A 23,969-nucleotide genomic window follows, 5' to 3' on the forward strand; every position below is an offset into this window, starting at 1 on the left:
CTCCCGAGCCCGCCGCCGCGCCCCGCGCCCGGCGACGACGTCGAGGACGTGCTGACGTTGCGGCGGGTGCTGGAGAGCGGCGCGGCGGAGGCGGCGGCCGCGCGGCCGCTCACCCCGGCGGAACGGCAGCACCTGACCGTCGCGTTGCTCGACGTGTCCGGTGTGGACATCGACGATGGGGAGTACCGCCGCCGTGACTCCCGGCTGCACCTGGCGATCGCGGAGGCCACGGCGTCCGCGTCGCTGACCACGGCGGTGGCCGACGTCCGGACGCGGGTGAACGAGCTGCTGGACGCGATCCCGTTGCTGGCGGTCAACATCGAGCACTCCGATGCCCAGCACCGGTCCATTGTGGCGGCGATACTGGCAGGTGACCCGGCCGCGGCACGCCAGGCCATGGACGAGCACCTGGACGGCACGGCGGCACTGCTGCGGGGATTCCTGTGGGGGTGACGGGACACTAGGTCTGCAGCCGTCTGCCGTCGACGTCGGTGCCGCCGGTGGCCAGGATGATGATCCCGTCGATGATGCTCCAGATCACGCCGATGCCGATGAGGCTGGTGAGCAGCTGTGCCACCGCGATGCCGGTGTGCCCGGTGTAGAAGCGGCCGACACCGAAGGGGAGCACGATCTGCAGCACCCCCGCGACCACGCGGAGCCGGTACGACTCGGTAGACGGCGGCGGCGCGGGGGCGTGCCCGACCGGCGCAGGCGCGTACGCGTACGGAGCGGGCGGTGTCATGAACGCCGGGTAGGGCGCGGGCAGATCCTCGAACAGCGGCCGGATGTCGGCGCGCGTGCGCGACTCCAGTGCGGCGGCCGCCCGCTCCTCGTACTCGTCGAGCGACAGCCTGCCCGCCGCCATGTGGTCGCCAAGGATCTTTACCGCGGCCTCGCGCTCCACGGTGCCGATGCGGAGTTCGTCGCTGTCGGTCACGAGTTCCACAGTACGGGAGGCGCGCCACGCCAGCGCAAACCGAGGAACCGGGCTTCGGCGGCGCTAGGCTCCGCCTCGACAGAGTCGGGACAACGGCGTCCGGCGTGGTCGGTCGTGGAGGTGTCTCGGGTGCTGGTCGGAGTGCCTCGTGAGGTGAAGAATCACGAGTACCGGGTGGCGATCACGCCCGCCGGCGTCCTGGAACTGGTGCACCACGGCCACGACGTGCTGGTCGAGGCGGGTGCCGGGGCCGGATCGTCGCTGCCGGACGCCGACTACCTCGCCGCGGGAGCGCGGATCGTGCCGTCCGCCGACGAGGTGTGGGCCGCCGACCTCGTGCTGAAGGTCAAGGAGCCGATGCAGGAGGAGTACCCCCGGCTGCGGCGCGGGCAGATCCTGTTCACCTACCTGCACCTCGCCGCCAACGAGGCGTGCACGAGGGCTCTTGTCGACGCGGGCACCACCGCCATCGCCTACGAGACGGTCCGCGCGGGGGACGGGTCGCTGCCGCTGCTCGCACCCATGAGCGAGGTCGCGGGCCGGATGGCGCCGCAGGTCGGCGCGCACTGCCTCGAACGGGCGCAGGGCGGCCGCGGTGTGTTGCTGGGCGGCGTGCCAGGGGTGTCGGCGGGCAACGTCGCGGTGCTCGGCGCGGGGGTCGCGGGCATGAGTGCCGCCACGATCGCGGTCGGCATGCGGGCCGAGGTCGTCGTCCTCGACACCAACGTGGACCGGTTGCGGCAGATCGACTTCACCTACGGTGGGCGCCTGCAGACCGTCACCAGCAACGTGTACGAGGTCGCCGAGGCGTGCCGGTGGGCCGACCTCGTGATCGGCGCGGTGCTCGTGCCCGGCGCGAAGGCACCCAAGCTGGTGAGCAACGACCTCGTCGCGCGGATGCGGCCGGGTTCCGTGCTCGTCGACATCGCCATCGACCAGGGCGGCTGCTTCGCCGACTCCCGGCCGACCACGCACGCCGACCCGACATACACCGTGCATGACTCGGTTTTCTACTGCGTCGCGAACATGCCCGGCGCGGTGCCCAACACCTCGACGCGGGCTCTCACCAACGTGACGCTGCCCTACGTGGTGTCGTTGGCGGACAACGGAACCGGGGCGCTCGCCGACCCCGCGCTGGCCGCCGGCCTCAACGTCGCCGACGGCAGGGTGGTCCTGGCCGAGGTCGCGTCGGCGCACGCGATGGTGCCAGGAGGTGCGGGCTGAACGCGGCACTCACCGACGCGATCACCGCGTACCTCGACCACCTGGCGGTCGAACGCGGCACCTCGCGCAACACACTCGAGGGGTACACCCGCGACCTGCGGCGGTACGAACGGCACATTTCCTCCCTCGGCGTGCCGACGGTCGCGGCCGTGAGCGAGGAACACGTGTCGGCGTTCCTCGCGGTGCTGCGGGAGGGCTCCGACGACCACCCGCCGCTCGCCGCGTCGTCGGCGGCGCGGGCACTGGTCGCCGTGCGGGGGCTGCACAAGTTCGCCGTGCGCGAAGGCATCGTCGACCTGGACCCGGCCCGTGAGGTGAAGCCGCCGTCGACCCCGCGCCGCCTGCCGAAGGCACTGCCGGTCCATGACGTGCTGCGCCTGCTGGAGGCCCCGGCCGCGGACGCGTTGCGCGACCGTGCGCTGCTGGAGGTCCTGTACTCGACCGGCGCCCGCATCTCCGAGGCCGTCGGCCTGGACCTCGACGACATCGACACCGCCGAGCGGACGGTCCTGCTGGACGGCAAGGGTGGCAAGCAACGCCTCGTGCCGATCGGCCGCCCGGCGCTGGACGCCCTGGAGGCCTACCTCGTGCGTGCCCGCCCGGCCCTGGCCGCGGCGGGCCGGGGCACACCGGCGGTGTTCCTCAACGTCCGGGGCGGCAGGCTGTCCCGGCAGAGTGCGTGGCAGGCGCTGAAGGTGGCGGCGGAACGCGCGGGCCTGACGGCCACCGTGTCGCCCCACACGCTGCGCCACTCGTTCGCCACACACCTCCTCGAAGGCGGCGCCGACGTCCGCGTGGTGCAGGAACTGCTGGGCCACGCGTCCGTGACCACGACCCAGATCTACACGCTGGTCACGGTCAACACCCTGCGCGAGGTCTACGCGACGGCGCACCCCCGTGCCCGCGGTTAGGGGCCTGGCTCGTCCGCCTCCCCGGGAATCCTGAACGCGCAGCTCAATTCGGTGATTCCAGGTATTGCGACCTGGTACGGCGAGCCTCTTTGCCGAGGCAGGTGGGCCATCTCTAAGCTTCCCGGCACAGCGCGGACGACAAGGAGTTAGGTCGTTATGTCGACATTGCAACCCTCGGACCAAGAGCTCCGTCTCGCACCGAGGGCGGCCTCCGACGAGGAGGAGGTTGTCGAGGAGAGCGCCAACGGTGCCGGTCCCGGTGGTCGTGCCAAGCGGCACATCCCGGAGCCGCCGATGCTCAGCAGCCACGGTCCGGCCAAGGTCATCGCGCTGTGCAACCAGAAGGGCGGGGTCGGCAAGACCACGTCGACGATCAACCTCGGTGCCGCGCTGACCGAGTACGGCCGCCGGGTGCTCATCGTCGACTTCGACCCGCAGGGCGCGTTGTCCGTCGGCCTCGGCATGCCGGCGCACATGCTCGAGAAGACGATCTACAACGTCATCATCGAGCGGTCCATCGGCATCCAGGACGCGGTCATCCGCACCGATGTCGACAACCTCGACCTGCTGCCGAGCAACATCGACCTGTCCGCCGCCGAGGTGCAGCTGGTCGCCGAGGTCGGTCGCGAACACACACTGGTCCGCGCGCTGCGCCCGGTCGTCGACCTCTACGACTACATCCTCATCGACTGCCAGCCCTCGCTCGGCCTGCTGACCGTGAACGCACTCGCCGCCGCCGACGGGGTGCTGATCCCGCTGGAGTGCGAGTACTTCTCGATGCGCGGTGTCGCGCTGCTCACCGACACGATCGAGAAGGTGCGTGAACGGCTCAACCCGAAGCTGGAGATCACGGGCATCCTCCCCACCATGTACGACCCGCGCACGGTGCACTCCCGTGAGGTCATGGGCCGTGTCGTCGAGCGTTTCGGCGACATCGTGTTCGACGCGGTGATCAACCGGACGGTGAAGTTCCCGGAGACGACGGTCGCCGGTGCGCCGATCACGGTGTGGGCGCCGCGGTCGGCGGGTGCGAAGGCGTATCGCCTGCTCGCACGAGAGGTGATCGCCAGGTGACGCGCCGGCCTTCGTTGCCGGGCGCGGATGAGCTGTTCAGACCAACAGGGCACGCGGAAGGCGTGCTCCCGCTGAGGTTCGAGCCGAGCCGGGTGCCGCTGCGTCCCGCGCCACCGGCCGCCAGGCGGGGTTCGCCAAGGCAGAAACACACCTCGAAGATCACCGTCTACGTGTCGGACGACGAACTGCTCGCGCTCGAGCACGTGCGTCTCGCGCTGCGTGCGGCCCACGGGCTGGCGGTGGACCGCGGCCGGGTCGTCCGCGAGGCGATCGCTGTCCTGCTCGCCGACTACGAGGATCGCGGCGAGGACTCGATGCTCGTGCGCCGCCTGCGTCATGACGACTGACAAGCCGGAGCCGTCAGCCCCGTCGCCGCGCTTCACGGTCCACCTGTCGAACTTCGACGGCCCGTTCGACCTGCTCCTGCAGTTGATCTCGCAGCACGAGCTGGACGTCACCGAGGTGGCACTGCACCGGGTGACCGACGACTTCATCGCGTACCTCCGCCAGGCGGGCGACGACTGGAACCTCGACGAGACCACCGAGTTCCTCGTGGTCGCCGCGACGCTGCTCGACCTGAAGGCGGCGAGGCTTGTCCCGTCCGGCGACGTCGACGACGAGGCTGATCTCGCCCTGCTGGAGGCGCGGGACCTGCTCTTCGCCAGGCTGCTGCAGTACCGCGCGTACAAGCAGGTGGCGGCGCTGTTCGGGGAGCTGGAGGCGGGTGCGCTGCGGCGGTACCCGAGGTCGGTGGCGCTGGAGGACCGATTCCAGGCGCTGCTCCCCGAGGTGATGCTCGGCGTGACCCCGGCCCGCTTCACCGAGCTCGCGGCGGCCGTCTTCCGCCCGAAGCCCCCGCCGACGGTCTCGATCGACCACCTGCACATGGGCAAGGTGTCGGTACGTGAGCATGTGGCGGTGCTGAGGACGAAACTGGCGGCCGCGGGCCGCGCCAGCTTCGGCGACCTGGTGGCCGACTGCGAACACAGCATCGAGGTCGTGGCGCGGTTCCTGGGACTGCTCGACCTCTACAAGGAGAACGTGATCCTGTTCCACCAGGAGGAGGCGCTGGCGGAGCTGACCGTCGAGTGGACAGGCGGCACGGCGGAAGAAACCGATGCCGCGGCGACGACAGCTCCAGCCGGCGATGAGGAGGAGTACGGGTGAGCGACCAGCACCCACGACACACGAGCCCGCCCCCACCGGACGCGGAACCACTCCCCACACCGCCGCCGCCCGTCGAGGACGAGGCACCAGCGCCACCGGACGGAGAACCGCTACCGGACCCGGCAGCGGCAGGTGGTCCAGTGGCCCGGTCACTGGCCCCCACCACCGCCCCCGCCGAACCATCGGGCCCCACCAGCCCGGCGAACCTGGCCGATCCGGCAGAGCCCGCCGACTCAGCCGACCAAGCTGATCCGGCCGTTCCGCCTGGCCCGGCGGACCCGGCCGATCCCGCTGATCCGGCTGACCCAGCCGACCAAGCTGGCCCGGCCGTTCCGGCCGTTCCGGCCGTTCCGGCGGACCCGGCCGAGCCCGCTGACCCAGCTGATCCGGCTGATCCGGCTGATCCGGCTGATCCGGCTGATCCGGCTGTTCCGGCGGTTCTGGCGGACCCGGCGGACCCGGCCGAGCCCGCTGACCCAGCTGATCCGGCTGACCCAGCCGACCAAGCTGGCCCGGCGGTTCTGGCGGACCCGGCGGACCCGGCCGAGCCCGCTGACCCAGCCGATCCGGCTGATCCGGCTGACCCAGCCGACCAAGCTGGCCCGGCCGATATGGCGGACCCGGCCGATCCGGCGGACCCAGTCGAGTCCGCCGACTCAGCCGACCAATCCGACCCGGCAGACTCTGTCGACTCGGCGGCCCTGGCGGCTTCTGCGGACCCAGCGGACTCCGCCAACTCGCCGGTCGCGTCCGCGGAGGCGGCCGATCCAGCGGACGCGACCACTCCTGCGGAGCCCGCCGATCCGGCCGACTCTGCCGATCCGGCCGACTCTGCCGACCTTCCCGATCCAGCCGATGAGGCAGCCCCCGCGGCCGAGCCCGTCGAGCATGCGGGGCTGGCTGATCCGGCCCATTCGGCGAAGCAAGCCGACGCGGCCGTTGGGCCCGCCGCCGAGCCGGTCGGCCAGTCGCCCGCCAGCCAGGGCGATCAGCCACTCGAAGCGGACGGCGAGGACATCGAGGAAGGCCCCGTCCCCCTCGGCGATGACGAACTCGACTCCGCCCTCGAAGCCCTCCTGCTGGTGGTGGACTCGCCCGTCGACGAGGAGTCGCTCGCCGCCGCGCTCGACGCCACGCCTCTCCGCGTGGCCGAGCACCTCCGCCTCCTCTCGAACAAGTACACCGACCAGGACCGCGGCATCGACCTGCGCCGGGCGGGCGGCGGCTGGCGTTTCTACACGCGCGACCGCTACGCCCCGTACGTCGAGAAGCTCCTCCTCGACGGCCAGCGCGCCAAGCTGACCAGGGCCGCGCTCGAGACGCTCGCGGTCATCGCCTACCGTCAGCCGGTGACCCGCGCCAGGGTCGCCGCCGTCCGCGGGGTCAACTGCGACGGTGTCATCCGCACCCTGCTCGCCCGCGGATTGGTCGAGGAGACCGGGACTGACCAGGAGACTGGCGGTTTCCTCTACCGCACCACCGAACTGTTCCTCGAGCGCCTCGGCCTGTCCTCCCTGGAGGACCTGCCGCCGATCGCGCCGCTGCTTCCGGAGGTCGACTCCATCGATGAACTCTGACCAGGACGGCGTGCGCCTGCAGAAGGTGCTCTCCCGCGCCGGGGTCGCCTCCCGCCGCGCCGCGGAGGACCTCATCGCGCAGGGCCGGGTCAAGGTCGACGGCGACGTCGTGCGGGAGTTCGGGCGCCGCGTCGACCCGGACAACGCCGTCATCCACGTCGACGACGTGCGGGTCGTGGTCCGCGAAGGGCTCGTCTACCTGGCGTTCAACAAGCCGCGCGGCGTGCACACCACCATGTCCGACGATCGCGGCCGGCCCTGTGTCGGTGACTACATCCGCGGCCGCGACGAGCGCCTCTTCCACGTCGGCCGCCTCGACGCCGAAACCGAGGGCCTGCTGCTGCTCACCAACGACGGCGACCTGGCGCACCGGCTGATGCACCCGTCGTTCTCCGTCGACAAGACCTACCTCGCCGAGGTGCCCGGCCCGGTGCCGCGCATGATCGGCCGACGGCTCCGCGAGGGCATCGACCTGGACGACGGACCTGCCCGGGTCGACGCGTTCCGGGTCGTCGACACCAACGGCGGCCGGGCCATGGTCGAGGTCGTGCTGCACGAAGGCCGCAACCACATCGTCCGCAGGCTGCTGGCCGCCGTCGACCTGCCGGTGCGCAAGCTCGTCCGCACGCAGATCGGTGAGGTCCATCTCGGCGCCCAGCGTTCGGGGTCTCTCCGCGTGCTGACCCGCCAGGAGGTCGGCTCGCTCTTCGCTGTCGTCGACCTGTGACATTGAGGTGGGTGCGACCGATCGCGCGCGGCTGGGTCGTCCGCGACGAGGTGCCAGGCCCGGACGTCGACGAGTTCGCGGAACCGGACCGGGTCATCGCGGCGCTGGCCGAGCCCGCCGCCACGACCCGGTCCCTGCTGGCGGTCCAGCATCCACACCGGACTCCGGCGGCGGTCGCGGCGGGGCGCGGTCTCCTTGAGTCGCTGCCCATGGCCAGGAACACGCTGGCCCTGTTGCTGCGCACCGCGTACCGCGAAGTGTCCAATGTGGTCGTGCCATACGAGGTCGACGGTCCGGACGGCACGGCGTGCGGTGTCCTGTGCATGGTCGACCCGGCCGCGGTCGACGCGGGCCGGGTCCGCCACAGCGAGGAGGTCTACCCGGAGATCGTCGAGGAGCGCGCGCGAGTGCTGTCCGGCCTTGGCTACGCGACGAGTGCCGCGATGCTCGTGCCGGTCGGCGATCGCGACGACCTGACCGCGGAAGTCCGCGCCCACACGGCGAACCACGCACCCTCGGTCTCCACAGTGGACTCCCGGGGCCGCCGCCACCGCCTGTGGCTGACCGAGGACACGGCACTGCTTGGCGCGGTGGAAGCGCATCCGCTCATGGTCGCCGACGGCAACCACCGGGTGGCCGCCGCGGCCCGCGCCGGTGGACTGCTGGCCCTGGTGACGGCCGGCCCGGCGCTGCGGATCGGCGCGTTCCACCGGGTGCTGACGAACACCGGCTTGACGGCGGCGGACCTGGCGCGAGCGTGGCGCGGGGAGGGGCTGACGGTCCGCGAGGTCCGGGAGGCGCCGTCCCCGAAGGAACCTGGCACGGTGGTGGTCCGCTGCCGGGACACGACGTTGGTGGTGGACCTGCCGCCCGGCCTGGACCACGCGGTGGTGGAGGAGACGCTCCTGGCGAAGGCGCTGCACCTGGACCCGGAAGGCGAGCAGGTGCACCCGCTGCCTGCCGGTCGCACGCCGCCACCGGACGCGGACGCGATCGTGGAGCTGGCGCCGGTCCCGCTCGCGACGGTGCTGGCCGAACACGCGGCGGGCCGCCGCATGTCCCGCAAGAGCACCTACTTCACGCCGAAGCCCCGAAGCGGCCTGCTGCTGGCGGATCTGAAGGCGCAAACAAGCTGACCGACAACGGCCGCCACCTGCGAAAACTCGCAAAACGGCCGGATGCCAACCCCCACCCGTTCCCGGGGGCGCCCCTCCATGCCATCCTACCGCCTTAGCCCGACCGGGGGAGAGTTGTTGATCTTGCCTGTGGATAACTCAGGCAGTGGCCGGGCGTAGGCGGGTGATCGCCAGGCGGGCGACCGGTTCGATGAAGCGGGCCGCGAGTGGGCCCAGGACGGCCATGATCAGGACGTACGCGGTCGCGAGGGCGGCGAGTTGGTCGTCCACGGCGCCCGCCGCCACCGCCAGGCCGGCGATCACGATCGAGAACTCGCCCCGTGCCACCAGTGCGGCACCCGCGCGGGCGCGGCCCATACTCGCGATTCCCTGCATCTTCGCGGCCCACCAGCCGGTCATCAGCTTCGTGAGGGTCGTGACCGCGGCCAGGGCCAGCGCGACGCCCAGTACCGGCGGGATCGTCGACGGCACTGTGTTCAGGCCGAACACCACGAAGAACATCGCCGCGAACAGGTCTCGCAGCGGCTCCAGCATGCGGGTCGCGTTCTCCGCCGTCGAGCCGGAGATCGCGATGCCCAGCAGGAACGCGCCCACGGCCGCCGACACCTGCAGTTGCGACGCCAGCCCCGCCACCAGCAGCGCCGCCCCCAGCACGCGCAGCAGGAACACCTCGGGATCCGGACTGTCCACGAGCGCCGACACGTACCGGCCGAACCGCAGCGCCAGCAGCAGCACCACCGTCACCACGAGCAGGGAGATCCCGATGGCCGTCAGGCCGCCGAGCAGTGTCGCGCCGGCGAGGACCGCGGTCAGGATCGGCAGGTAAACCGCCATCGCCAGGTCCTCGAACACCAGGATCGACAGGACCACCGGCGTCTCGCGGTTACCGAGTCTGCCCAGGTCACCGAGCACTTTCGCGACGATGCCCGACGACGAGATGTAGGTGACGCCCGCCATCGCGAGCGCGCCGACCGGTCCCCAGCCCAGCAGCAGCGCGACCGCGACCCCTGGCGCCGCGTTCAGCACGATGTCGATGAGACCCGCGAGCCACGACCGCTTCATGCCGGTCACGAGTTCCGCCGCCGAGTACTCCAGCCCCAGCAGGAGCAGCAGGAGGATCACACCGATCTCGCTCGCGAGCGACGCGAAGTCCTCGATGCCTTCGAGCGGGATCAACCCGCCGCTGCCGAATGCCAGGCCGCCGAGCAGGTAGAACGGGATGGGGGAGATGCCGATCTTCCAGGCGAGCCTGCCGAGTATGCCCAGGCCGAAGAAGATCGCACCGAGTTCGATCAGCGCGATTGCGGGAGTGTGCACTGGCCGCTACCCGCGGTGGAGGACTTCCGCCGCTTTGGCGAGTCCTTCCTTGGTGCCGACAGTGATCAGTGCGTCGCCGCCGCCCAGCATGAAGTCGGGACGTGGCGACGGGTGCACGGTGCCCGCGCGGACCACGGCGACGACCGACACCGCCGTCCGGCTCCGTAACGCCGTGTCACCAAGAGTGCGTCCGTCGTAAGGAGATCCCGGCACCAGCGGCAACTGTTTGGTGTGGACGCCGTCCAGCTCGTCCTGCAGCTGGGCGACCAGCTGCGGCGCGCCGAGGAGGCTCGCGAGCGCGTTCGCCTCGTCGGTGGTGAGGGGTATCGACGCCGTGCAGGTGTCCGGATCGTCCGCGCGGGACACGATCAGCTCGGACCGGCCATCTCGGTAAGTGATCACGCCGATCCTGCGTCCCCCACGCGAGACGAAGTCCTGACGCGTTCCGATCCCCGGCAGTGGGGTCACCTCGACGTTCACCACGACAGGTTAACGTCCCCTTTGCCGACTTTCTTCCCCAGCCTCATGGACCTAGGTTGGTGTCCGTCCCGATCTCCGACGTCCGGGAGGCACCGCATGGCCGGCCGCACCAAGTTCATCCTCGACGAGTCCGACATGCCGACGGCCTGGTACAACATCGTGCCCGACCTGCCGGCGCCGCCACCGCCGCCGCTACATCCCGGCACCGGCGAGCCGATCGGCCCCGAGGATCTCGCTCCGCTGTTCCCGCGGGCACTCATCGAGCAGGAAGTAAGCACGGAGCGTTACATCCCGATCCCGGAAGGGGTGCAGGACGTCTACCGGTTGTGGCGGCCGTCGCCACTGTTCCGGGCGCACCGGCTGGAGAAGGCGCTCGATACGCCGGCTCGCATCTACTACAAGTACGAGGGCGTCAGCCCGGTCGGTTCGCACAAGCCGAACACGGCGGTGCCGCAGGCGTACTACAACGCGCAGGAGGGGGTCAGCCTGCTGACCACCGAGACCGGCGCCGGTCAGTGGGGGAGCGCGATCGCGTTCGCCTGCGCGCAGTTCGGGCTGGAGTGCGAGGTGTGGCAGGTCCGCGCGTCGTACGACCAGAAGCCGTACCGCAAGCTGATGATGGAGACGTTCGGGGCGACCGTCCACCCGAGCCCGTCGAATCTCACCGAGTCCGGCAAGGCGATTCTCGCCGCCCACCCCGACTCGACGGGGAGCCTCGGCATCGCGATCAGCGAGGCGGTCGAGAAGGCCGCGGCCAACCCGGATGCCAGGTATGCGCTGGGCAGCGTGCTCAACCACGTGCTGCTGCACCAGACCGTCATCGGCGAGGAGGCGATCAAGCAGTTCGAGATGGCCGGGGACACGCCCGACCTGATCGTCGGCTGCACGGGTGGCGGCTCGAACTTCGGCGGGCTCGCGTTCCCGTTCCTGCGGGAGAAGCTGGCGGGCAGGATCTCGCCGGAGATCAGGGCCGTCGAACCCGAGGCCTGCCCGACCCTCACGCGCGGCAAGTACACCTACGACTTCGGCGACACCGCGGGACTGACGCCACTGCTGAAGATGCACACGCTCGGCCACGACTTCATCCCGGACCCGATCCACGCGGGTGGGCTCCGGTACCACGGGATGTCGCCGCTGCTGTCGCACATCGTGGAGCTGGGCCTGGTCGACGCGGTGGCGATCGGCCAGAACGAGTGCTTCGCGGCAGGCGTGCGGTTCGCGCGGTCGGAGGGCATCATCCCGGCGCCGGAGCCGACGCACGCGCTGGCCGAGTGTGTGCGGGAAGCGTTGCGGTGCAGGGAAACCGGTGAGGAGAAGGTGATCCTGACCGCGCTGTGCGGGCACGCGCACCTCGACCTGCCCGCGTACGCGAGCTACCTGGCGGGCGAGATGGTGGACCGCGAACTGACCGACGAGGAACTGGCGGTCGCGATCGAGACGATCCCGGCTCGGTAGGTGCCGTGGTCACCTAATTAGCGAACGACCGCCAGGGGGTGCCGAAGGTACCTGGCATGCACCTTCGGCACCCCGCGAGGCGGGTTGTGCTTACTCGGTGGCCCCAGTTGGTTTGCCGTGGTAGCGCAGCCAACTGACCGCCGCTACCACGACCGCACCGGCTGTCGCCGCACCCAGCAGGTTCCCGGCGAATGCCCGCCACGATCCCCGCGGGGCCGGAGGTCACGCCCTCAGCGGTACAACTGGCGGGCGATGATCTCTCGCTGGATTTCGCTCGCGCCCTCGTAGATGCGTGGCGCTCTGACCTCCCGGTACAGGTGTTCCAGCAGGTGGCCTTCCTCCAGTGCGCGGGCTCCGTGCACCTGTATCGCCACGTCCACCGCCTGTTGCGCGGTCTCCGTGGCGAACAGCTTCGCCATCGCCGACAGGTGGCCGGTGCGTTCGGCGCCCGAGTCGTACGCGGCCGCCGCGTCGTGGACCAGCAGGCGGGACGCTTGCAGCTTGGTCGCCACGTCGGCGAGTTGGTGGGACACCGCCTGGAAGTCACGCAACGACTTGCCGAACGCCTGTCGCTCGGAGGTGTGCGCAACCGCCGCGTCCAGCGCCGCCTGGCCCATGCCCAGCGCGAACGCGCCCACGCTCGGGCGGAACATGTCGAGGGTCCGCATCGCCACGCGCCAGCCGCCGTCCACCTCGCCAAGGACCGCTTCGGCCGGGACGGGGACGTCCGCGAAGTGCAGCCGTCCGATCGGGTGCGGGGAGACCAGCCGCTGCCGGGTGCCGGTCAGGCCTGGTGCGTCGCCAGGGACCGCGAACGCCGTGATGCCCTTGGCGCCCTTGTCGCTCGTCCGCGCGAAGACCGAATAGACATCCGCGTCCGGCGCGTTCGAGATGAACACCTTCTCACCGGTCAGCCGGTAGCCGTCGCCGTCTCGGGTCGCCGTCAGCGACAGGGCCGCCGCGTCCGAGCCCGCTGCCGGTTCCGTCAGCGCGAAGCCCACCGCCGCGGTGCCCGCCGTGATCCGGGGCATCCATTTGTCCACAACGGACTTACTGCCTGCCAGCAGGATCGGGTACGCACCGAGACCCTGCAACGCGAACGCCGTCTCCGCCTCCGTGTGGTGGCGGGCCAGTTCCTCGCGGATGACGCACAGGTCCATCGCCGACGTGCGCGGGAACAGCCTGCCCAGCAGGCCGTGCTCCGCCAGCGCCGCGAGCAGGGGACGGTTGATCCGGCCCGCTTCCCCCGAGGGCAGGGAAGCCGCCGCCTTCGACGTGTGGTCGCGCAGCTCCTGGTGTGCGGGCGCGAGATGGGTGTAGGTCACGGGATCACCGCCGTGCCGACCAGTTCGATCTTCGCCGCCTCGTCGAACAGCTCCGCGACGCCGAGCAGCGCCACGGCCGGGTAGTGGCGGCCGAAGTGCTTGCGCCACAACGGACCCAGCTCCTTGAGCGCGGCACGGTACTCGGCCACCGCCGTCGTGTAGATGATCAACGACACCAGCCGGTCGGGCGGGCCCCCGGCCGCGGCCAGCGCCGAGACGACGTTCGCGGCGGCCTGGTCGAACTGCTCCGCCATCGTCGAACCCACGATCGCCCCGTCGGCGCCCTGCGCGGTCTGGCCACCCAGGTACACCGTGCGGCCGGGCGCGGCGACCACCGCGTGCGCGAAGCCGACCGGCTCGGCGAGGCCGGGGGCGGTGACGATCTCGTGCGGGCTCATCGGCCGGTCCACTGTGGACGTCGCCCGGCCGACCACGCCGCGTAGAACTCCGCGTGGTCGTCGCTCTTCATCAGCAACGCCTGCGTCATCGCCTCCAGCTCGATGCTGCTGCCAAGGTCCATGTCCAGCTCGCGGGTGAGCAGCACCTTCGTCGTCGAGTACGCCAGCGCCGGGCCGTCCGCCAGCCGTTTCGCCAGCGCGGCAGCCTCCTGCGTCAGCGACGCGTCCGGCACGACGCGAGTGGCGAGGCCGATGCGGTCCGCGTGCGCCGCGTCGACCTTGTCACCCAGGATCAGCAGCTCAGTCGCCCGGCCGAGACCGACGAGGCGGGGGAGCAGGTACGCCGAACCCATGTCCGCGCCGGCCAGGCCCACCTTGGTGAACAGGAACGCGAACGACGCCGACTCCGCCAGCAGCCGGAAGTCGCTCGCCAGCGCGATCACCGAACCGGCGCCCGCGGCGATCCCGTTGACGGCCGCGATCACCGGCAGCGGACACTCGCGCAGTGCCTTCACGACCGCGCCCGTCATCCGCGTGAACTCCAGCAGCTGCGCGGCTTCCATCTTCTGCAGCTCGCCGATGATCTCCTCGACGTCACCGCCGGAGCAGAACCCGCGGCCCTGCCCGGTGAGCACGACCACGCGGGCGTCACCCCGGTGCGGCAGCTCCGCGAGCAGGTCACGCAGGTCGGCGTACACGTCGAAGGTCAGCGCGTTCAGTTTGTCCGGCCGGTTCAGTGTCACGGTCGCGACCCCGTCTGCCACCGACAGGTCGAAGTGCTGCCACTCCTCGGTGAACCCAGGTGATGCCCTGAAAGGACTCACGACCGCTCCTCGCAGGCTCCGAGCGGCCGCTCGCGGCCGCCCTGTGTTTGGTGGTTCGCTCCGCAAGCTCCGCTCTGTGTCTGATGGTTCGCTCCGCAAGCTCCGCTCTGTGTTTGGTGGTTCGCTCCGCAAGCTCCGCCCTGTGTTTGATGATTCGCTCCGCAAGCTCCGCTCATGTCTGCAAACCTCCTCCGTCCAGGACGATCGTCTGACCGTTGATCGCGGCCGCCTCCGGCGCGGCGAGGAACGTCACCGCGAACGCGACCTCTTCCGGCTCCAGGAGCCTGCCCAGCGGCGACATGCCTGCCACGATCCGCTCACTGTCCTCTTCGGACCGCCCGGTGGTCGCCGCGACGCGCCGCACGGTCGTCTCGGTCATGTCCGTGCGCACAAACGTCGGGCACACCGCGTTGGCCGTCACGCCCGTGCCGGTGACCTCCGCCGACACCGCACGCATCAGGCCGACCGCGGCGTGCTTCGACGCGGAGTACGCCGTCGTGTACTTCTGCCCGGCGAGCCCGGCGGTCGACGCCACCGTCACGATCCGGCCCCGGTCCCGCGCCCGCATGCCCGGCAGCACCGCCCGCGTGCACAGGAAAGCACCGGTCGCGTTGACGTCCACCTGGGACCGCCAGTCGTCGAGGGTGGTCTTCGCGAGCGGGGCGCTCGCCGACACGCCCGCGTTGTTCACCAGCACGTCCACCTCGCCGAGCGCGCCGAAGACCTCGGCGACCGCGGCCTCGTCGGTGACGTCACAGTCGGCGCGGCCCAGCGCCACGACCCGGTCACCGAGGTCGGTGAAGCGTTTGGCGACCGCCGCGCCGATGCCGCGGGTGCCGCCCGTGACCACGACGAGCCTCATGACGTTCCCCATGGCGCGGCCCGCAACGCGCGCCGGTCCAGCTTGCCGTTCGTCGTGCGGGGCAACGAGTCCACGAACACGACCTCGTGCGGACTCTTGTGCCCGGCGAGCCGTTCCCGCACGTACGCCCGCAACGCGTCGCCGGAGACGGCGGCGCCGGACCGGAGCACGACGTAGGCACGCGGCCGCGTCAACCCGTCCACCTCGAACCCGGCGACCCCGCACTCGAGCACGTCCGGGTGCCCGATGAGACAGTGTTCGATCTCGCTGGGCGCCACCCAGATCCCGCCGGACTTCAACAGGTCGTCGGCGCGGCCGTGGTAGGTGAAGAACCCGTCGGCGTCGCGGCTGAACAGGTCTCCCGTGTGGACGGTGTCGCCTCGGTAGGTCGTGGCGGACTTCTCATCGTCACCGAAGTACTCCAGCGCGACGGTGCCACCGGTGACCTCGAGGACACCCACCTCACCGTCCGGTACCGACGAGCCCGCGTCGTCGACGACCCGCGCCGAGTAGCCCGGCACTACCCGTCCGCAGCTGCCCTGCCGCGCCGAGCCCGGCTGGTTGGAGATGTAGATGTGGTACGCCTCTGACGACCCGATCCCGTCGCACACCTCGACGCCGAACGCCTCGTCCCACTTTCGGTGCAGCTCCGAGGGCAGCGCCTCACCGGCCGACGTGCACAGCCGCAGGCAACTCAGGTCCTGCGCGGCCGCCGAGGGGTGCGCGACCATCGCGCTCATCATGGTCGGCACGTTGACGAGGATCGTCGGCCGGAACCGGGCGATCAACTCGAAGAGCTTCTCGACGGTGGTCCGCTCCGGGAACGCGACGCCCGCACCGCCGACCCCGAAGGGGTACAGCGCGGTGAGATCCCTCGCGTAGCCGAAGAACAGCTTCGGCACCGGCAGCACGATGTCGTCCTCGGTGATGCCGAGCACGCCGAGTGCGTAGCTCTCGTGGCTGGCGATCGGGCTCGCCGCGGTGTGCACGCAGGCCTTCGGCGCACCAGTGCTGCCGGTGGTGAACTTCCAGAGCGCGATGTCGTCACGGGTGGTCGGCGCGGTGGCGAGCGTGTCGGGTGCCCGCGCGACGAGGGTCGCGAAGTCGTGCTCGCCGGGCCGCAGGTCGCCGCCGCCGACGACCAGCACCTGCCGGTCCGAGATGCCCGCCTCCCGCAGCCGGTCCAGCGTGACCGGGTCCGCGATCACCACCGAAGCGCCGGTGTAGTCGAGGAAGTAGCGATAGTCCTTGGCCTGCAGGAACGTGTACACCTCGGCCGTGACCGCGCCGATCTTCTGCGCCGCGTACCAGGTGGCGACGAACTCGACGCCGTCCGACAGCGCGAGCAAGACCCGTTCACCGCGCCGCGCACCCAGTTCGAGGAGCACGTTGCCGACCCGGTTCACCAGCGCCGCCAGCTCGGCGTACGTCGTCGTGCCGTCCGGGGTGTGCAGCGCCACCCGGTCGCCGCGGCCCAGTGACAGGTTGCGGTCGACGAAGTGGTCGGCGACGTTGAACAGGGTCATGCCACCTCCCGGATGGTCTCGACCAAAAGGTCGGTGAGAGTGTCGAAAGTGGACTGTCCTTCCGCGACGGACGCCCCGGCGGGATCGCCGCAGTAGGCCCGGTCCATGCCCATCGCGAGGAAGTCCGCCTTCCCTTCGGCCATGACGGCGGGGAGGTCCACCGGCACCGGTGGCAGGGTCGCCGCCGTCGCGGTGTCGACCAGCTCCGGGTGGTCGGCCAGCACCAGCGATGTCTCGTACTGCCCTGCGTGACACGAACCCGAGCGGAACTCGTCGGTCAGCCGCTCCGCGTTGTGCCTGCGGACGAGGTCGAGGTAGGCCACGCCTGCCTCCGCCGTGGCCTTCCGCAGCGTCGCCACGTGCGCGGGCTCGAAGTGGTTGTTCACCACCACGATCCGCGCGAAACCCTGCGCCACCAGCCCGGCGCACACCTCGGTGACCAGCGCGTGCAGCGTCGCCTCGCTGACCGAGATCGCGCCGGGGAAACCGGCGGCGAGCCGGGTGACGCCGTAGTTGAACGCGGGGAGGACCAGCACGCGCACGTCCGCGTCGTCCGCCAGCCGGGCCGCGGCCCGTTCGCACATCCCCGCCGAGATGATCTCGTCGGTGCCCAGCGGCGCGTGCGGTCCGTGCGGTTCGACCGCGCCGACCGGCAGCAGCAACACCGGCTTCCTCGGTCCCGAGAGCAGCTCGGCCACCTGTGTGGACGTGAGGTCGGCGAACGCGGTCATGACGCGGCCTTCTCGAGCGGAGTCGGTGCGGGCTCGAACAGGCACAGGTCCGCGCGTCCGGCGGCGACCACCGTGTTCACCTCGTCCGGCGTGGTCAGGTACCCGCCGACGAGCGTCGCCACCCCGGCCTCGTGGCGCACCCGGTCCGACAGCGTGGTCAGGTATCCGCGCCGGTACTCGGGCCGGGACGTCGCCGTCGTGTGCCCGGCCCGCACGTGCACCAGGTCCACTCCGTGCGACGCCACGGCCCTGGCGTGCTCGATGCCCTGCTCGACGGTCGTGCCTCGGCGCGCCCAGTCGGTGACCGTCAGCCGCGCCACCAGGAGGCCCGGCCACGCGGCCCGCACCGCGTCCACGACGGACAGCGGGAACCGCAACGGCTCCGCCCCGTACACGTCGGCCCGGTGGTTCGTCAGTGGCGACAGGAAGCTCGCGAGCAGGTAGCCGTCCGCGAGATCCAGTTCCAGCACGTCGAACCCGGCGTCGACGGCCCGCCGCGCCGCGGCCACGAAGTCGTCCCGCACCAGCGCCATGTCGCCATCGGCCAGCTCGGCGGGCACCGCGCTGAACGGCGTGTACGGCAGCGGCGAGGCAGACAGCAACGGCCACCCGTCCGCCAGCGGCACGTCCACACCGGCCGACGCGCGCGTGGCGCCACGGCGTCCCGCATGCCCGAGCCGAACCCCGGCCAGCGCGCCCGCGTCGTGGACCTCCTTCACGACGGGTGCCCACGACTCGTCCAGCACGGGGCAGGCGGGAGTCGTGCGCCCGCTCTCGCTGACCGCGACGAACCCGGTCAGCACCAGTCCCGCGCCGGCGCGAGCGGCGGCGGGCAGGTCCGGTGCGGCCCGCACCACCCGGTTCCGCAGCGTCACGTCACCGACCCGCAGAGGCGTGAACATCGGCGGTGGCGCGACCGCGCCCGGCACGAGCGGGGTGCCTGCGGCGTCCGCTGCGAACCACGCGTCAAGCACCCGCGTGAACCGGGCGTCCCGCTGTGTCAGGTTCGCGTGGCTGATCCGCCCGCTGCGGGTCAGCAGGTTCGCCGCGAACTGGATCGGCGCCAGCGAAAGGTGGCTGCCGACCCGGCCGAAGTACGCGGCACTGTCCCCGGCGGCCTGCTGGAACCGCTCGACGACCGGCTGCCGCTCCAGCTCGTAGTCCACGAGTGCGGACTCCACATCGGACGGATGGCGCACGAAGGCGTTGGCCAGCGCGATCGCGTCCTCCATCGCGAGCTTCGTGCCCGACCCGATCGAGAAGTGCGCGGTGTGCGCGGCGTCGCCGATCAGCACCAGGTTGCCCTGGTGCCAGCTTTCGTTGCGCACCAGCGGGAAGTCCAGCCACACCGATCGGTTGGACATCAGCCGGTGCTCGCCGAGCTCCTGCGCGAACAGCGACTGACAGAACGCCATGCTGTCCTCTTCGGACATCCGGTCCAGCCCGGCGCGCCGCCACGTCGCCTCGGTGGTCTCCACGATCCACGTGCTCGTGTGCTCGTCGAACGGATACGCGTGTACCTGGAACAATCCGTGCTCGGTCTCCCTGAACACGAACGTGAAGGCGTCCAGCACGAGGTCCGTGCCGAACCACACGTACTTGCAGCCCTGCGGCGTCGACGAGGTGCCGAAGTCCGCGCTCCGCCGCAACGTGCTGTTCGCGCCGTCGGCGGCCACGACCAGGTCGGCGGGTGCCGAGGCGGACACCTCGGTGCCGAACTCCAGCGCCACACCCAGCTCGCGGCACCGCGCCTGCAGGATCGTCAGCAGGTGCACCCGTTTGATCGCCGAGAACGTGTGCCCGGACGACCGCAGCACCTCGCCCCGGTAGCGGATGTCGATCGAGGTCCACCGCGCGAACGAGTCGGTGATCTCCAGATAGGTGGCGTAGTCCGCGTCCCGCAACGCGCCGAGCGTCTCCTCGGAGAACACCACCCCCCAGCCGAACGTCGCGTCCGGTGCGTTACGTTCCACAATGGACACCTCGTGCCCGGCCTTGCGCAGCAGGATCGCCAGGTACAGCCCTGACGGGCCTGCGCCGACGATCGAGACACGCATCAGGACACCGCCTCGGCCAGCCGGTCAAGGTCGTCGAGGGAGGCGACCGTGGGGTAGAGGATCAGTTCGTCGCAGCCCTCGGCCTCGTACCCGCGCACGAAGTCGCGCACCGCACGCGCCGACGTCAGGTTCCCGGCCGCGATCTTCTCCGCGAACGGGCCGGTGAACGCGTAGTAGTCCTTCAAGTAGACGCTGCCGCGGTCCGGGTCGCCGAACGCGAAGTACCCCTGACCCCACAGCTTCGGCTCGTCCGGCCGCTCCAGGTCCCGCCACGCGGCGCGCGCCCGGTTGGCCGCCGATCCGAACGCGCGGGGCGGGCCGCCGCCGTGCGCGTAGCCGTCGGCGTAGCGGGCCATCCTGGCGAGTGCGGCGCCGCTCGACCCGCCGACCAGCAGCCCGACCGGCGGCCGCTTCGGGCCGATGCCCGACTCGGCCAGGCTGCCCCGCAGGAAGGCGAGCTGTTCGGACAGCGTGGCGCCGCGTGCCTTGTGGTCGGCACCCGCCGCGCGGTAGTCGTCGCGTCGCGCGCCGACGCCCAGCCCGAGCGTGAACCGTCCATTCGACAACGCGTCCACGGACAGTGCCTGCTTGGCGAGCATGGCGGGGGAGCGAAGGGGGCCGATCGCGATGTTGGTAGCCAGCCCGATCCTGGACGTGACCGCCGCGGCCGCCGACAGCGCGGCGAACGGCTCGACGCTGTCGTAGACGAGGCGGTCGAGCACGCCGAGCGTGCTGAACGGCCCGGCCTCGGCCAGGCGCGCCCACTCGACGAGCACCTCACCCGAGATGCCCGGAATGGTGTTCGGAAGTCCGATCCCGACCTTCACACCCGACACATTACGGTTGACCGCGCTGAGGCGTCAACTATGCTGTCGAACATGACCTTCGCGCCTGCTCCGCAGGACCTGGTGCTGACGCTGCTCGGCGCGCACCACGTCCAACGTGAGCACGGCACCGTCTGGTCCGGCGGCCTCGTGCGGCTGCTGGGCGAGTTCGGGTTCAGTGAGGGTGCCGCGCGGGTCGCGCTGAACCGGCTCGTCGCCCGCGAGCTGCTGGCGCCGACCAAGAACGGCAGGCATGTGCACTACGCGCTCACCGCACGAACGGTGACCGTGCTTGCCGAGGGCGACCAGCGGATCTTCACCCTCGGTGAGCGTCCCCGCACCGAGACGACCTGGACCGTGCTGTGGCACTCGATCCCCGAGGACCGCAGGCTCGCCCGCACCCGGCTGGTCAGCAGGCTGCGGTTCCTCGGCTTCGGCTCGGTGCAGGACGGCACGTGGCTCGCGCCGCACGACCGCGAGACGGAGCTGGCCGCGTTGCTCACCGAACTGGATGTCGCGTCCCACGCGGGGGTCATGCTCGGCAGGCCCGCGACCGCCGTCGACTTCGGCGCCTTCGTCACTCGCGTGTGGGACCTCGACGAGCTTTCCGCGCGGTATCGTGGTTTCGTCGAGCACTTCAGGAACCACGAGGTCACCGACGACCGCCAGGCCCTGTTGCTGCGCACCAGGCTGGTGCACACGTTCCGCGAGTTCCCGTTCCTCGACCCGGAACTGCCAGAGGACCTGGTTCCCGCGCCGGACTGCCGGGCAGAAGCCCTGCGCCTGTTCCACGACCTGTACCCGGCGCTGGCCCCCTCGGCCCAGCGCCACTTCGACGAGGTGACCGCGCCATGACCGATTCCATCCCAGGTGGACAGTCCGCAGCACTGACCTACACGTCGTACCTGGCGCTCGACGAGATCCTCGGTGCGCAACGTCCTCGGTCCGACGAGCACGACGAGATGCTGTTCATCGTCATCCACCAGGTCTACGAGCTGTGGTTCAAGCAACTGCTGCACGAGCTCGCGCAGCTGCAGCGCAGCCTCGAGAAGGGCGACACGGCGCACTCGACGCGCACCCTGCGCCGCGCGCTCACGATCCTCAAGGTCGTCGTCGCGCAGATCGACGTCCTCGAGACGATGACCCCGCGCCAGTTCACGAGCTTCCGGGAGCGGCTCGACGAGTCGAGCGGCTTCCAGTCCGGGCAGTTCCGCGAGCTGGAGGCCGTGCTCGGGCGCCGTGACAAGCGGATGCTCGCGCCGTACGGCAAGGACTCGCAGGCGTACGCCCGCGTCACCGCGGCGATGTCGCGGCCCGCCGTGTTCGACTCGTTCCTGCACTACCTCGCCGGCGCCGGGTACGACATCTCCTCTTCGCACCTGAGCCGCGACGTCGGGACACAGTGGACCGAGTCGGAGGACGTGCAACGGGTGCTCGTGCAGGTGTACGGCGACGACTCCGGTCCGTCCACGGTGGCCGACCTGCTCGTCGACCTCGACGAGGGACTGCAGGAGTGGCGCTACCGTCACGTGAAGATGGTCGAGCGGACCATCGGCGGCAAGGCCGGCACCGGCGGGTCGGCGGGCGCCGCGTACCTGCGCACCACGTTGTTCCACGCCGTCTTCCCGGACCTCTGGGCCGTCCGGAGCCAGCTGTGACCACAGTGGACGACCTGAGGGCCGACCCCAACGCGCTGTCTGTCCATTATGGACGATTCGGCGTAGCCAATCGTCTGCTGCTGACCGGGCACTCGCACCAGGCGTGGCCGGATGTCGCGCTGAACGGCCAGGTCGAGGCGTTCGCCGACGCGGCCACCGCCGTCGACGGCAAGTGGGACCTCGCGTTCGCGAAGGCGCAGCGGCTGCGGCAGGCCTACCGGGAGCTGCTCGACGACCCCGGCGGCGACATCGCGCTCGGCGCCAACACCCACGAGCTGGTCGTCCGGTTCCTGTCCAGCCTGGACCTGCGGGCGAGGCCCCGGCTCGTCACCACCGACGGCGAGTTCCACACGCTGCGCCGCCAGCTCGCCCGCCTCGCCGAGGAGGGCATCGAGGTCGTACGGGTCGCGGCCACCCCGGCGGAAACGCTGGCCGAGCGGCTCGCGGCGGAGGTGGACGACCGCACCGCGGCCGTGCTCGTGTCAGCGGTGCTGTTCGAGACCTCGCGGATCGTGCCGGGCCTCGACGTGCTCGCGGCGGCGTGTGGGCGCAGGGGAGCGGAGCTGCTCGTCGACGCCTACCACGCGCTCGGCGTCGTGCCGTTCACGGTGCGGGGACTCGACGACGCGTGGATCACCGGCGGCGGCTACAAGTACCTGCAGCTGGGGGAGGGCAACTGCTTCCTGCGACTGCCCTCGCATGCCGCGACGCTGCGGCCGGTGGTCACGGGGTGGTTCGCCGAGTTCGAGGACCTCACGTCGAGGGCGTCCGGTCTGGTCGGCTACGCGTCCGGCGGCGACCGGTTCGCCGGTTCCACCTACGACCCGACGAGCCACTACCGGGCCGCCGCGGTGCTCGACTTCTTCGCCGGGCAGGGACTCACCCCGTCGTTCCTGCGCGAGGTCTCGTTGCACCAGAACGGTGTGCTCGCGGCGCTGTTCGACGACCTCGACGCGCCCCAGGACGTGATCACCCGCGACCGGTCCGCGCCGCGCGAGGCGTTCGGCGGGTTCCTCGCGCTCACCGCACCCGGTGCGGGGGACCTGCGGCGCAAGCTCGCCGAGCGTGGCGTGCTCACCGACAGCAGGGGCGACAAACTCCGGTTCGGTCCGGCGCCCTACCTGTCGGATACGCAGCTCGAGGCCGCGATCGCCACGCTCGGCGAGGTGTTGCTCTAACCGGCTCGGTCAGCCGACGAGGACCTTGCCCGCGTCGGCGTGCGGCGCGACCTGGCCCGCGTACAGGCTCTGCACCCGGCTGCGTTCCGTCGAGTTCGGGTTCGGGTTCGTGCAGGAAACGCCCGCGGAGCTACCCGACATGAGGCTGGTACACGGGCCCGGCTTGCGGTCCGGCAGCCCGAGGATGTGGCCGAACTCGTGGGAGGCGATGCGGACCACGCTGTAGCCGTCGTTCACGGCCTCGCGGCCGAACCACACGGTGCCGCTCCCACCGGGGCGGACCGGGCCAAGAGTGGCGCGCGGCCAGCCGTTGTCGGCGATGACCTGCACGTCAGCGCGTTGTCCCGCGGCGGCCTTCACGATGCGAACGTTGGTGACGCTCGCGTTCCAGATCGCGATGCCCTGCGCGACGGCGTTCACGAACTCGCCTGCGCGGGCGTCGCTGTAGGTGATGGTGACGACCGCGGCGTGGACGCCGTCATCCTCGCTGGCAGCCGCCTGCGGGGCGGTGCCGGCGACCAGCGCCGCGGTCATGGCAGTGGTGGCAAGCAACCCGGTAAGTGCTCTTCGGAACACGATTA

26 protein-coding genes are annotated in these 23,969 nt (G+C 71.0%); 13 read left to right on the forward strand and 13 right to left on the reverse strand.

The genetic code is table 11. The annotated features are described in order from the left end of the window. A partial coding sequence (locus WBA97_RS05665) for a FadR/GntR family transcriptional regulator (protein ID WP_424229621.1) occupies nt 1-453 on the forward strand: 453 nt, incomplete at its 5' end. Nucleotides 454-460: 7 nt separating this feature from the next. Here WBA97_RS05665 and WBA97_RS05670 read toward each other — a convergent pair. Further along, nucleotides 461-937: a DUF1707 domain-containing protein gene (locus tag WBA97_RS05670; protein ID WP_424229622.1), complete on the reverse strand. Its 477-nt coding sequence runs from the start codon at nt 935-937 to the stop codon at nt 461-463. Between the two features lie 129 nt (nt 938-1,066). Here WBA97_RS05670 and ald point away from each other — a divergent pair, with 129 nt between their 5' ends. From ald to WBA97_RS05695, 5 genes are all read left to right on the forward strand, one after another. Next, nucleotides 1,067-2,161: an alanine dehydrogenase gene (gene ald / locus WBA97_RS05675; protein WP_424229623.1), complete on the forward strand. Its 1,095-nt coding sequence runs from the start codon at nt 1,067-1,069 to the stop codon at nt 2,159-2,161. Continuing rightward, the gene (gene xerD / locus WBA97_RS05680; protein ID WP_424229658.1) at nt 2,158-3,072 is read left to right on the forward strand and encodes a site-specific tyrosine recombinase XerD; all 915 of its coding nucleotides are present in this window, start codon (nt 2,158-2,160) and stop codon (nt 3,070-3,072) included. Before ald ends, xerD begins: the two co-directional genes overlap by 4 nt. A gap of 156 nt (nt 3,073-3,228) precedes the next feature. Beyond that, on the forward strand, nt 3,229-4,146 hold the full coding sequence (locus WBA97_RS05685) for a ParA family protein (protein WP_424229624.1): 918 nt from the start codon (nt 3,229-3,231) through the stop codon (nt 4,144-4,146). After that, nucleotides 4,143-4,493: a hypothetical protein gene (locus tag WBA97_RS05690; RefSeq protein WP_424229625.1), complete on the forward strand. Its 351-nt coding sequence runs from the start codon at nt 4,143-4,145 to the stop codon at nt 4,491-4,493. Before WBA97_RS05685 ends, WBA97_RS05690 begins: the two co-directional genes overlap by 4 nt. Beyond that, complete coding sequence (locus WBA97_RS05695) at nt 4,483-5,313, forward strand: segregation and condensation protein A (RefSeq protein ID WP_424229626.1); 831 nt, start codon at nt 4,483-4,485, stop codon at nt 5,311-5,313. The genes WBA97_RS05690 and WBA97_RS05695 overlap by 11 nt, the downstream gene beginning before the upstream one ends. Before the next feature lie 233 nt (nt 5,314-5,546). Here WBA97_RS05695 and WBA97_RS05700 read toward each other — a convergent pair whose 3' ends face one another. Continuing rightward, nucleotides 5,547-5,909: a hypothetical protein gene (locus WBA97_RS05700; RefSeq protein ID WP_424229627.1), complete on the reverse strand. Its 363-nt coding sequence runs from the start codon at nt 5,907-5,909 to the stop codon at nt 5,547-5,549. Between the two features lie 15 nt (nt 5,910-5,924). Between WBA97_RS05700 and scpB the strand changes: the two genes are divergently transcribed. The 3 genes from scpB to WBA97_RS05715 are packed head-to-tail and all read left to right on the forward strand — an operon-like array spanning nt 5,925 to nt 8,753. After that, complete coding sequence (gene scpB / locus WBA97_RS05705) at nt 5,925-6,890, forward strand: SMC-Scp complex subunit ScpB (protein ID WP_424229628.1); 966 nt, start codon at nt 5,925-5,927, stop codon at nt 6,888-6,890. Further along, the gene (locus tag WBA97_RS05710; RefSeq protein ID WP_424229629.1) at nt 6,880-7,617 is read left to right on the forward strand and encodes a pseudouridine synthase; all 738 of its coding nucleotides are present in this window, start codon (nt 6,880-6,882) and stop codon (nt 7,615-7,617) included. Before scpB ends, WBA97_RS05710 begins: the two co-directional genes overlap by 11 nt. A 2-nt stretch (nt 7,618-7,619) precedes the next feature. Beyond that, entirely contained in the window at nt 7,620-8,753 is a 1,134-nt protein-coding gene (locus tag WBA97_RS05715) for a DUF1015 family protein (protein ID WP_424229659.1), read from the forward strand. A gap of 138 nt (nt 8,754-8,891) precedes the next feature. On the opposite strand, the gene WBA97_RS05720 is transcribed toward WBA97_RS05715, so the two are convergent. Continuing rightward, nucleotides 8,892-10,070, reverse strand: coding sequence for a cation:proton antiporter (locus WBA97_RS05720; protein WP_424229630.1), 1,179 nt, complete (start codon nt 10,068-10,070; stop codon nt 8,892-8,894). A gap of 6 nt (nt 10,071-10,076) precedes the next feature. Further along, nucleotides 10,077-10,550: a cation:proton antiporter regulatory subunit gene (locus WBA97_RS05725; RefSeq protein ID WP_424229631.1), complete on the reverse strand. Its 474-nt coding sequence runs from the start codon at nt 10,548-10,550 to the stop codon at nt 10,077-10,079. A gap of 96 nt (nt 10,551-10,646) precedes the next feature. On the opposite strand from WBA97_RS05725, the gene WBA97_RS05730 reads away from it, so the two are divergent. Beyond that, nucleotides 10,647-12,005: a TrpB-like pyridoxal phosphate-dependent enzyme gene (locus tag WBA97_RS05730; RefSeq protein ID WP_424229632.1), complete on the forward strand. Its 1,359-nt coding sequence runs from the start codon at nt 10,647-10,649 to the stop codon at nt 12,003-12,005. 230 nt (nt 12,006-12,235) lie between these two features. Here the strand turns inward: WBA97_RS05730 and WBA97_RS05735 are convergent, their stop codons facing one another. From WBA97_RS05735 to WBA97_RS05770, 8 genes are all read right to left on the reverse strand, one after another. Next, the gene (locus tag WBA97_RS05735) at nt 12,236-13,294 is read right to left on the reverse strand and encodes an acyl-CoA dehydrogenase family protein (RefSeq protein WP_424229660.1); all 1,059 of its coding nucleotides are present in this window, start codon (nt 13,292-13,294) and stop codon (nt 12,236-12,238) included. 32 nt (nt 13,295-13,326) lie between these two features. Then, a complete protein-coding gene (locus WBA97_RS05740; RefSeq protein WP_424229633.1) occupies nt 13,327-13,728 on the reverse strand; it encodes a RidA family protein in 402 nt (133 codons plus the stop codon). Beyond that, nucleotides 13,725-14,552 carry an enoyl-CoA hydratase family protein gene (locus WBA97_RS05745; RefSeq protein WP_424229634.1) on the reverse strand — a complete coding sequence of 276 codons (828 nt, stop codon included), beginning with the start codon at nt 14,550-14,552 and terminating at the stop codon, nt 13,725-13,727. The genes WBA97_RS05740 and WBA97_RS05745 overlap by 4 nt, the downstream gene beginning before the upstream one ends. Nucleotides 14,553-14,724: 172 nt before the next feature. Next, complete coding sequence (locus tag WBA97_RS05750; protein WP_424229635.1) at nt 14,725-15,414, reverse strand: SDR family NAD(P)-dependent oxidoreductase; 690 nt, start codon at nt 15,412-15,414, stop codon at nt 14,725-14,727. Further along, complete coding sequence (locus WBA97_RS05755; protein ID WP_424229636.1) at nt 15,411-16,940, reverse strand: benzoate-CoA ligase family protein; 1,530 nt, start codon at nt 16,938-16,940, stop codon at nt 15,411-15,413. Before WBA97_RS05755 ends, WBA97_RS05750 begins: the two co-directional genes overlap by 4 nt. Further along, the gene (locus WBA97_RS05760) at nt 16,937-17,671 is read right to left on the reverse strand and encodes a creatininase family protein (protein WP_424229637.1); all 735 of its coding nucleotides are present in this window, start codon (nt 17,669-17,671) and stop codon (nt 16,937-16,939) included. Before WBA97_RS05760 ends, WBA97_RS05755 begins: the two co-directional genes overlap by 4 nt. Further along, complete coding sequence (locus WBA97_RS05765) at nt 17,668-19,728, reverse strand: FAD-dependent monooxygenase (protein ID WP_424229638.1); 2,061 nt, start codon at nt 19,726-19,728, stop codon at nt 17,668-17,670. The genes WBA97_RS05760 and WBA97_RS05765 overlap by 4 nt, the downstream gene beginning before the upstream one ends. Then, the gene (locus WBA97_RS05770; RefSeq protein WP_424229639.1) at nt 19,728-20,555 is read right to left on the reverse strand and encodes an LLM class flavin-dependent oxidoreductase; all 828 of its coding nucleotides are present in this window, start codon (nt 20,553-20,555) and stop codon (nt 19,728-19,730) included. Before WBA97_RS05770 ends, WBA97_RS05765 begins: the two co-directional genes overlap by 1 nt. Before the next feature lie 51 nt (nt 20,556-20,606). Here WBA97_RS05770 and WBA97_RS05775 point away from each other — a divergent pair, with 51 nt between their 5' ends. From WBA97_RS05775 to WBA97_RS05785, 3 genes are read left to right on the forward strand one after another with little or no spacing between them, the layout of a single operon-like run. Then, the gene (locus tag WBA97_RS05775; protein ID WP_424229640.1) at nt 20,607-21,407 is read left to right on the forward strand and encodes a PaaX family transcriptional regulator C-terminal domain-containing protein; all 801 of its coding nucleotides are present in this window, start codon (nt 20,607-20,609) and stop codon (nt 21,405-21,407) included. After that, on the forward strand, nt 21,404-22,210 hold the full coding sequence (locus tag WBA97_RS05780) for a tryptophan 2,3-dioxygenase (protein ID WP_424229641.1): 807 nt from the start codon (nt 21,404-21,406) through the stop codon (nt 22,208-22,210). Before WBA97_RS05775 ends, WBA97_RS05780 begins: the two co-directional genes overlap by 4 nt. After that, complete coding sequence (locus tag WBA97_RS05785) at nt 22,207-23,388, forward strand: kynureninase (RefSeq protein ID WP_424229642.1); 1,182 nt, start codon at nt 22,207-22,209, stop codon at nt 23,386-23,388. The genes WBA97_RS05780 and WBA97_RS05785 overlap by 4 nt, the downstream gene beginning before the upstream one ends. Nucleotides 23,389-23,397: 9 nt before the next feature. Here WBA97_RS05785 and WBA97_RS05790 read toward each other — a convergent pair whose 3' ends face one another. Beyond that, complete coding sequence (locus WBA97_RS05790; protein ID WP_424229643.1) at nt 23,398-23,964, reverse strand: snapalysin family zinc-dependent metalloprotease; 567 nt, start codon at nt 23,962-23,964, stop codon at nt 23,398-23,400. Nucleotides 23,965-23,969 lie beyond the last annotated feature (5 nt).

It is taken from the genome of Actinophytocola sp., from assembly GCF_049647105.1.
Classification (GTDB): domain Bacteria; phylum Actinomycetota; class Actinomycetes; order Mycobacteriales; family Pseudonocardiaceae; genus Actinophytocola.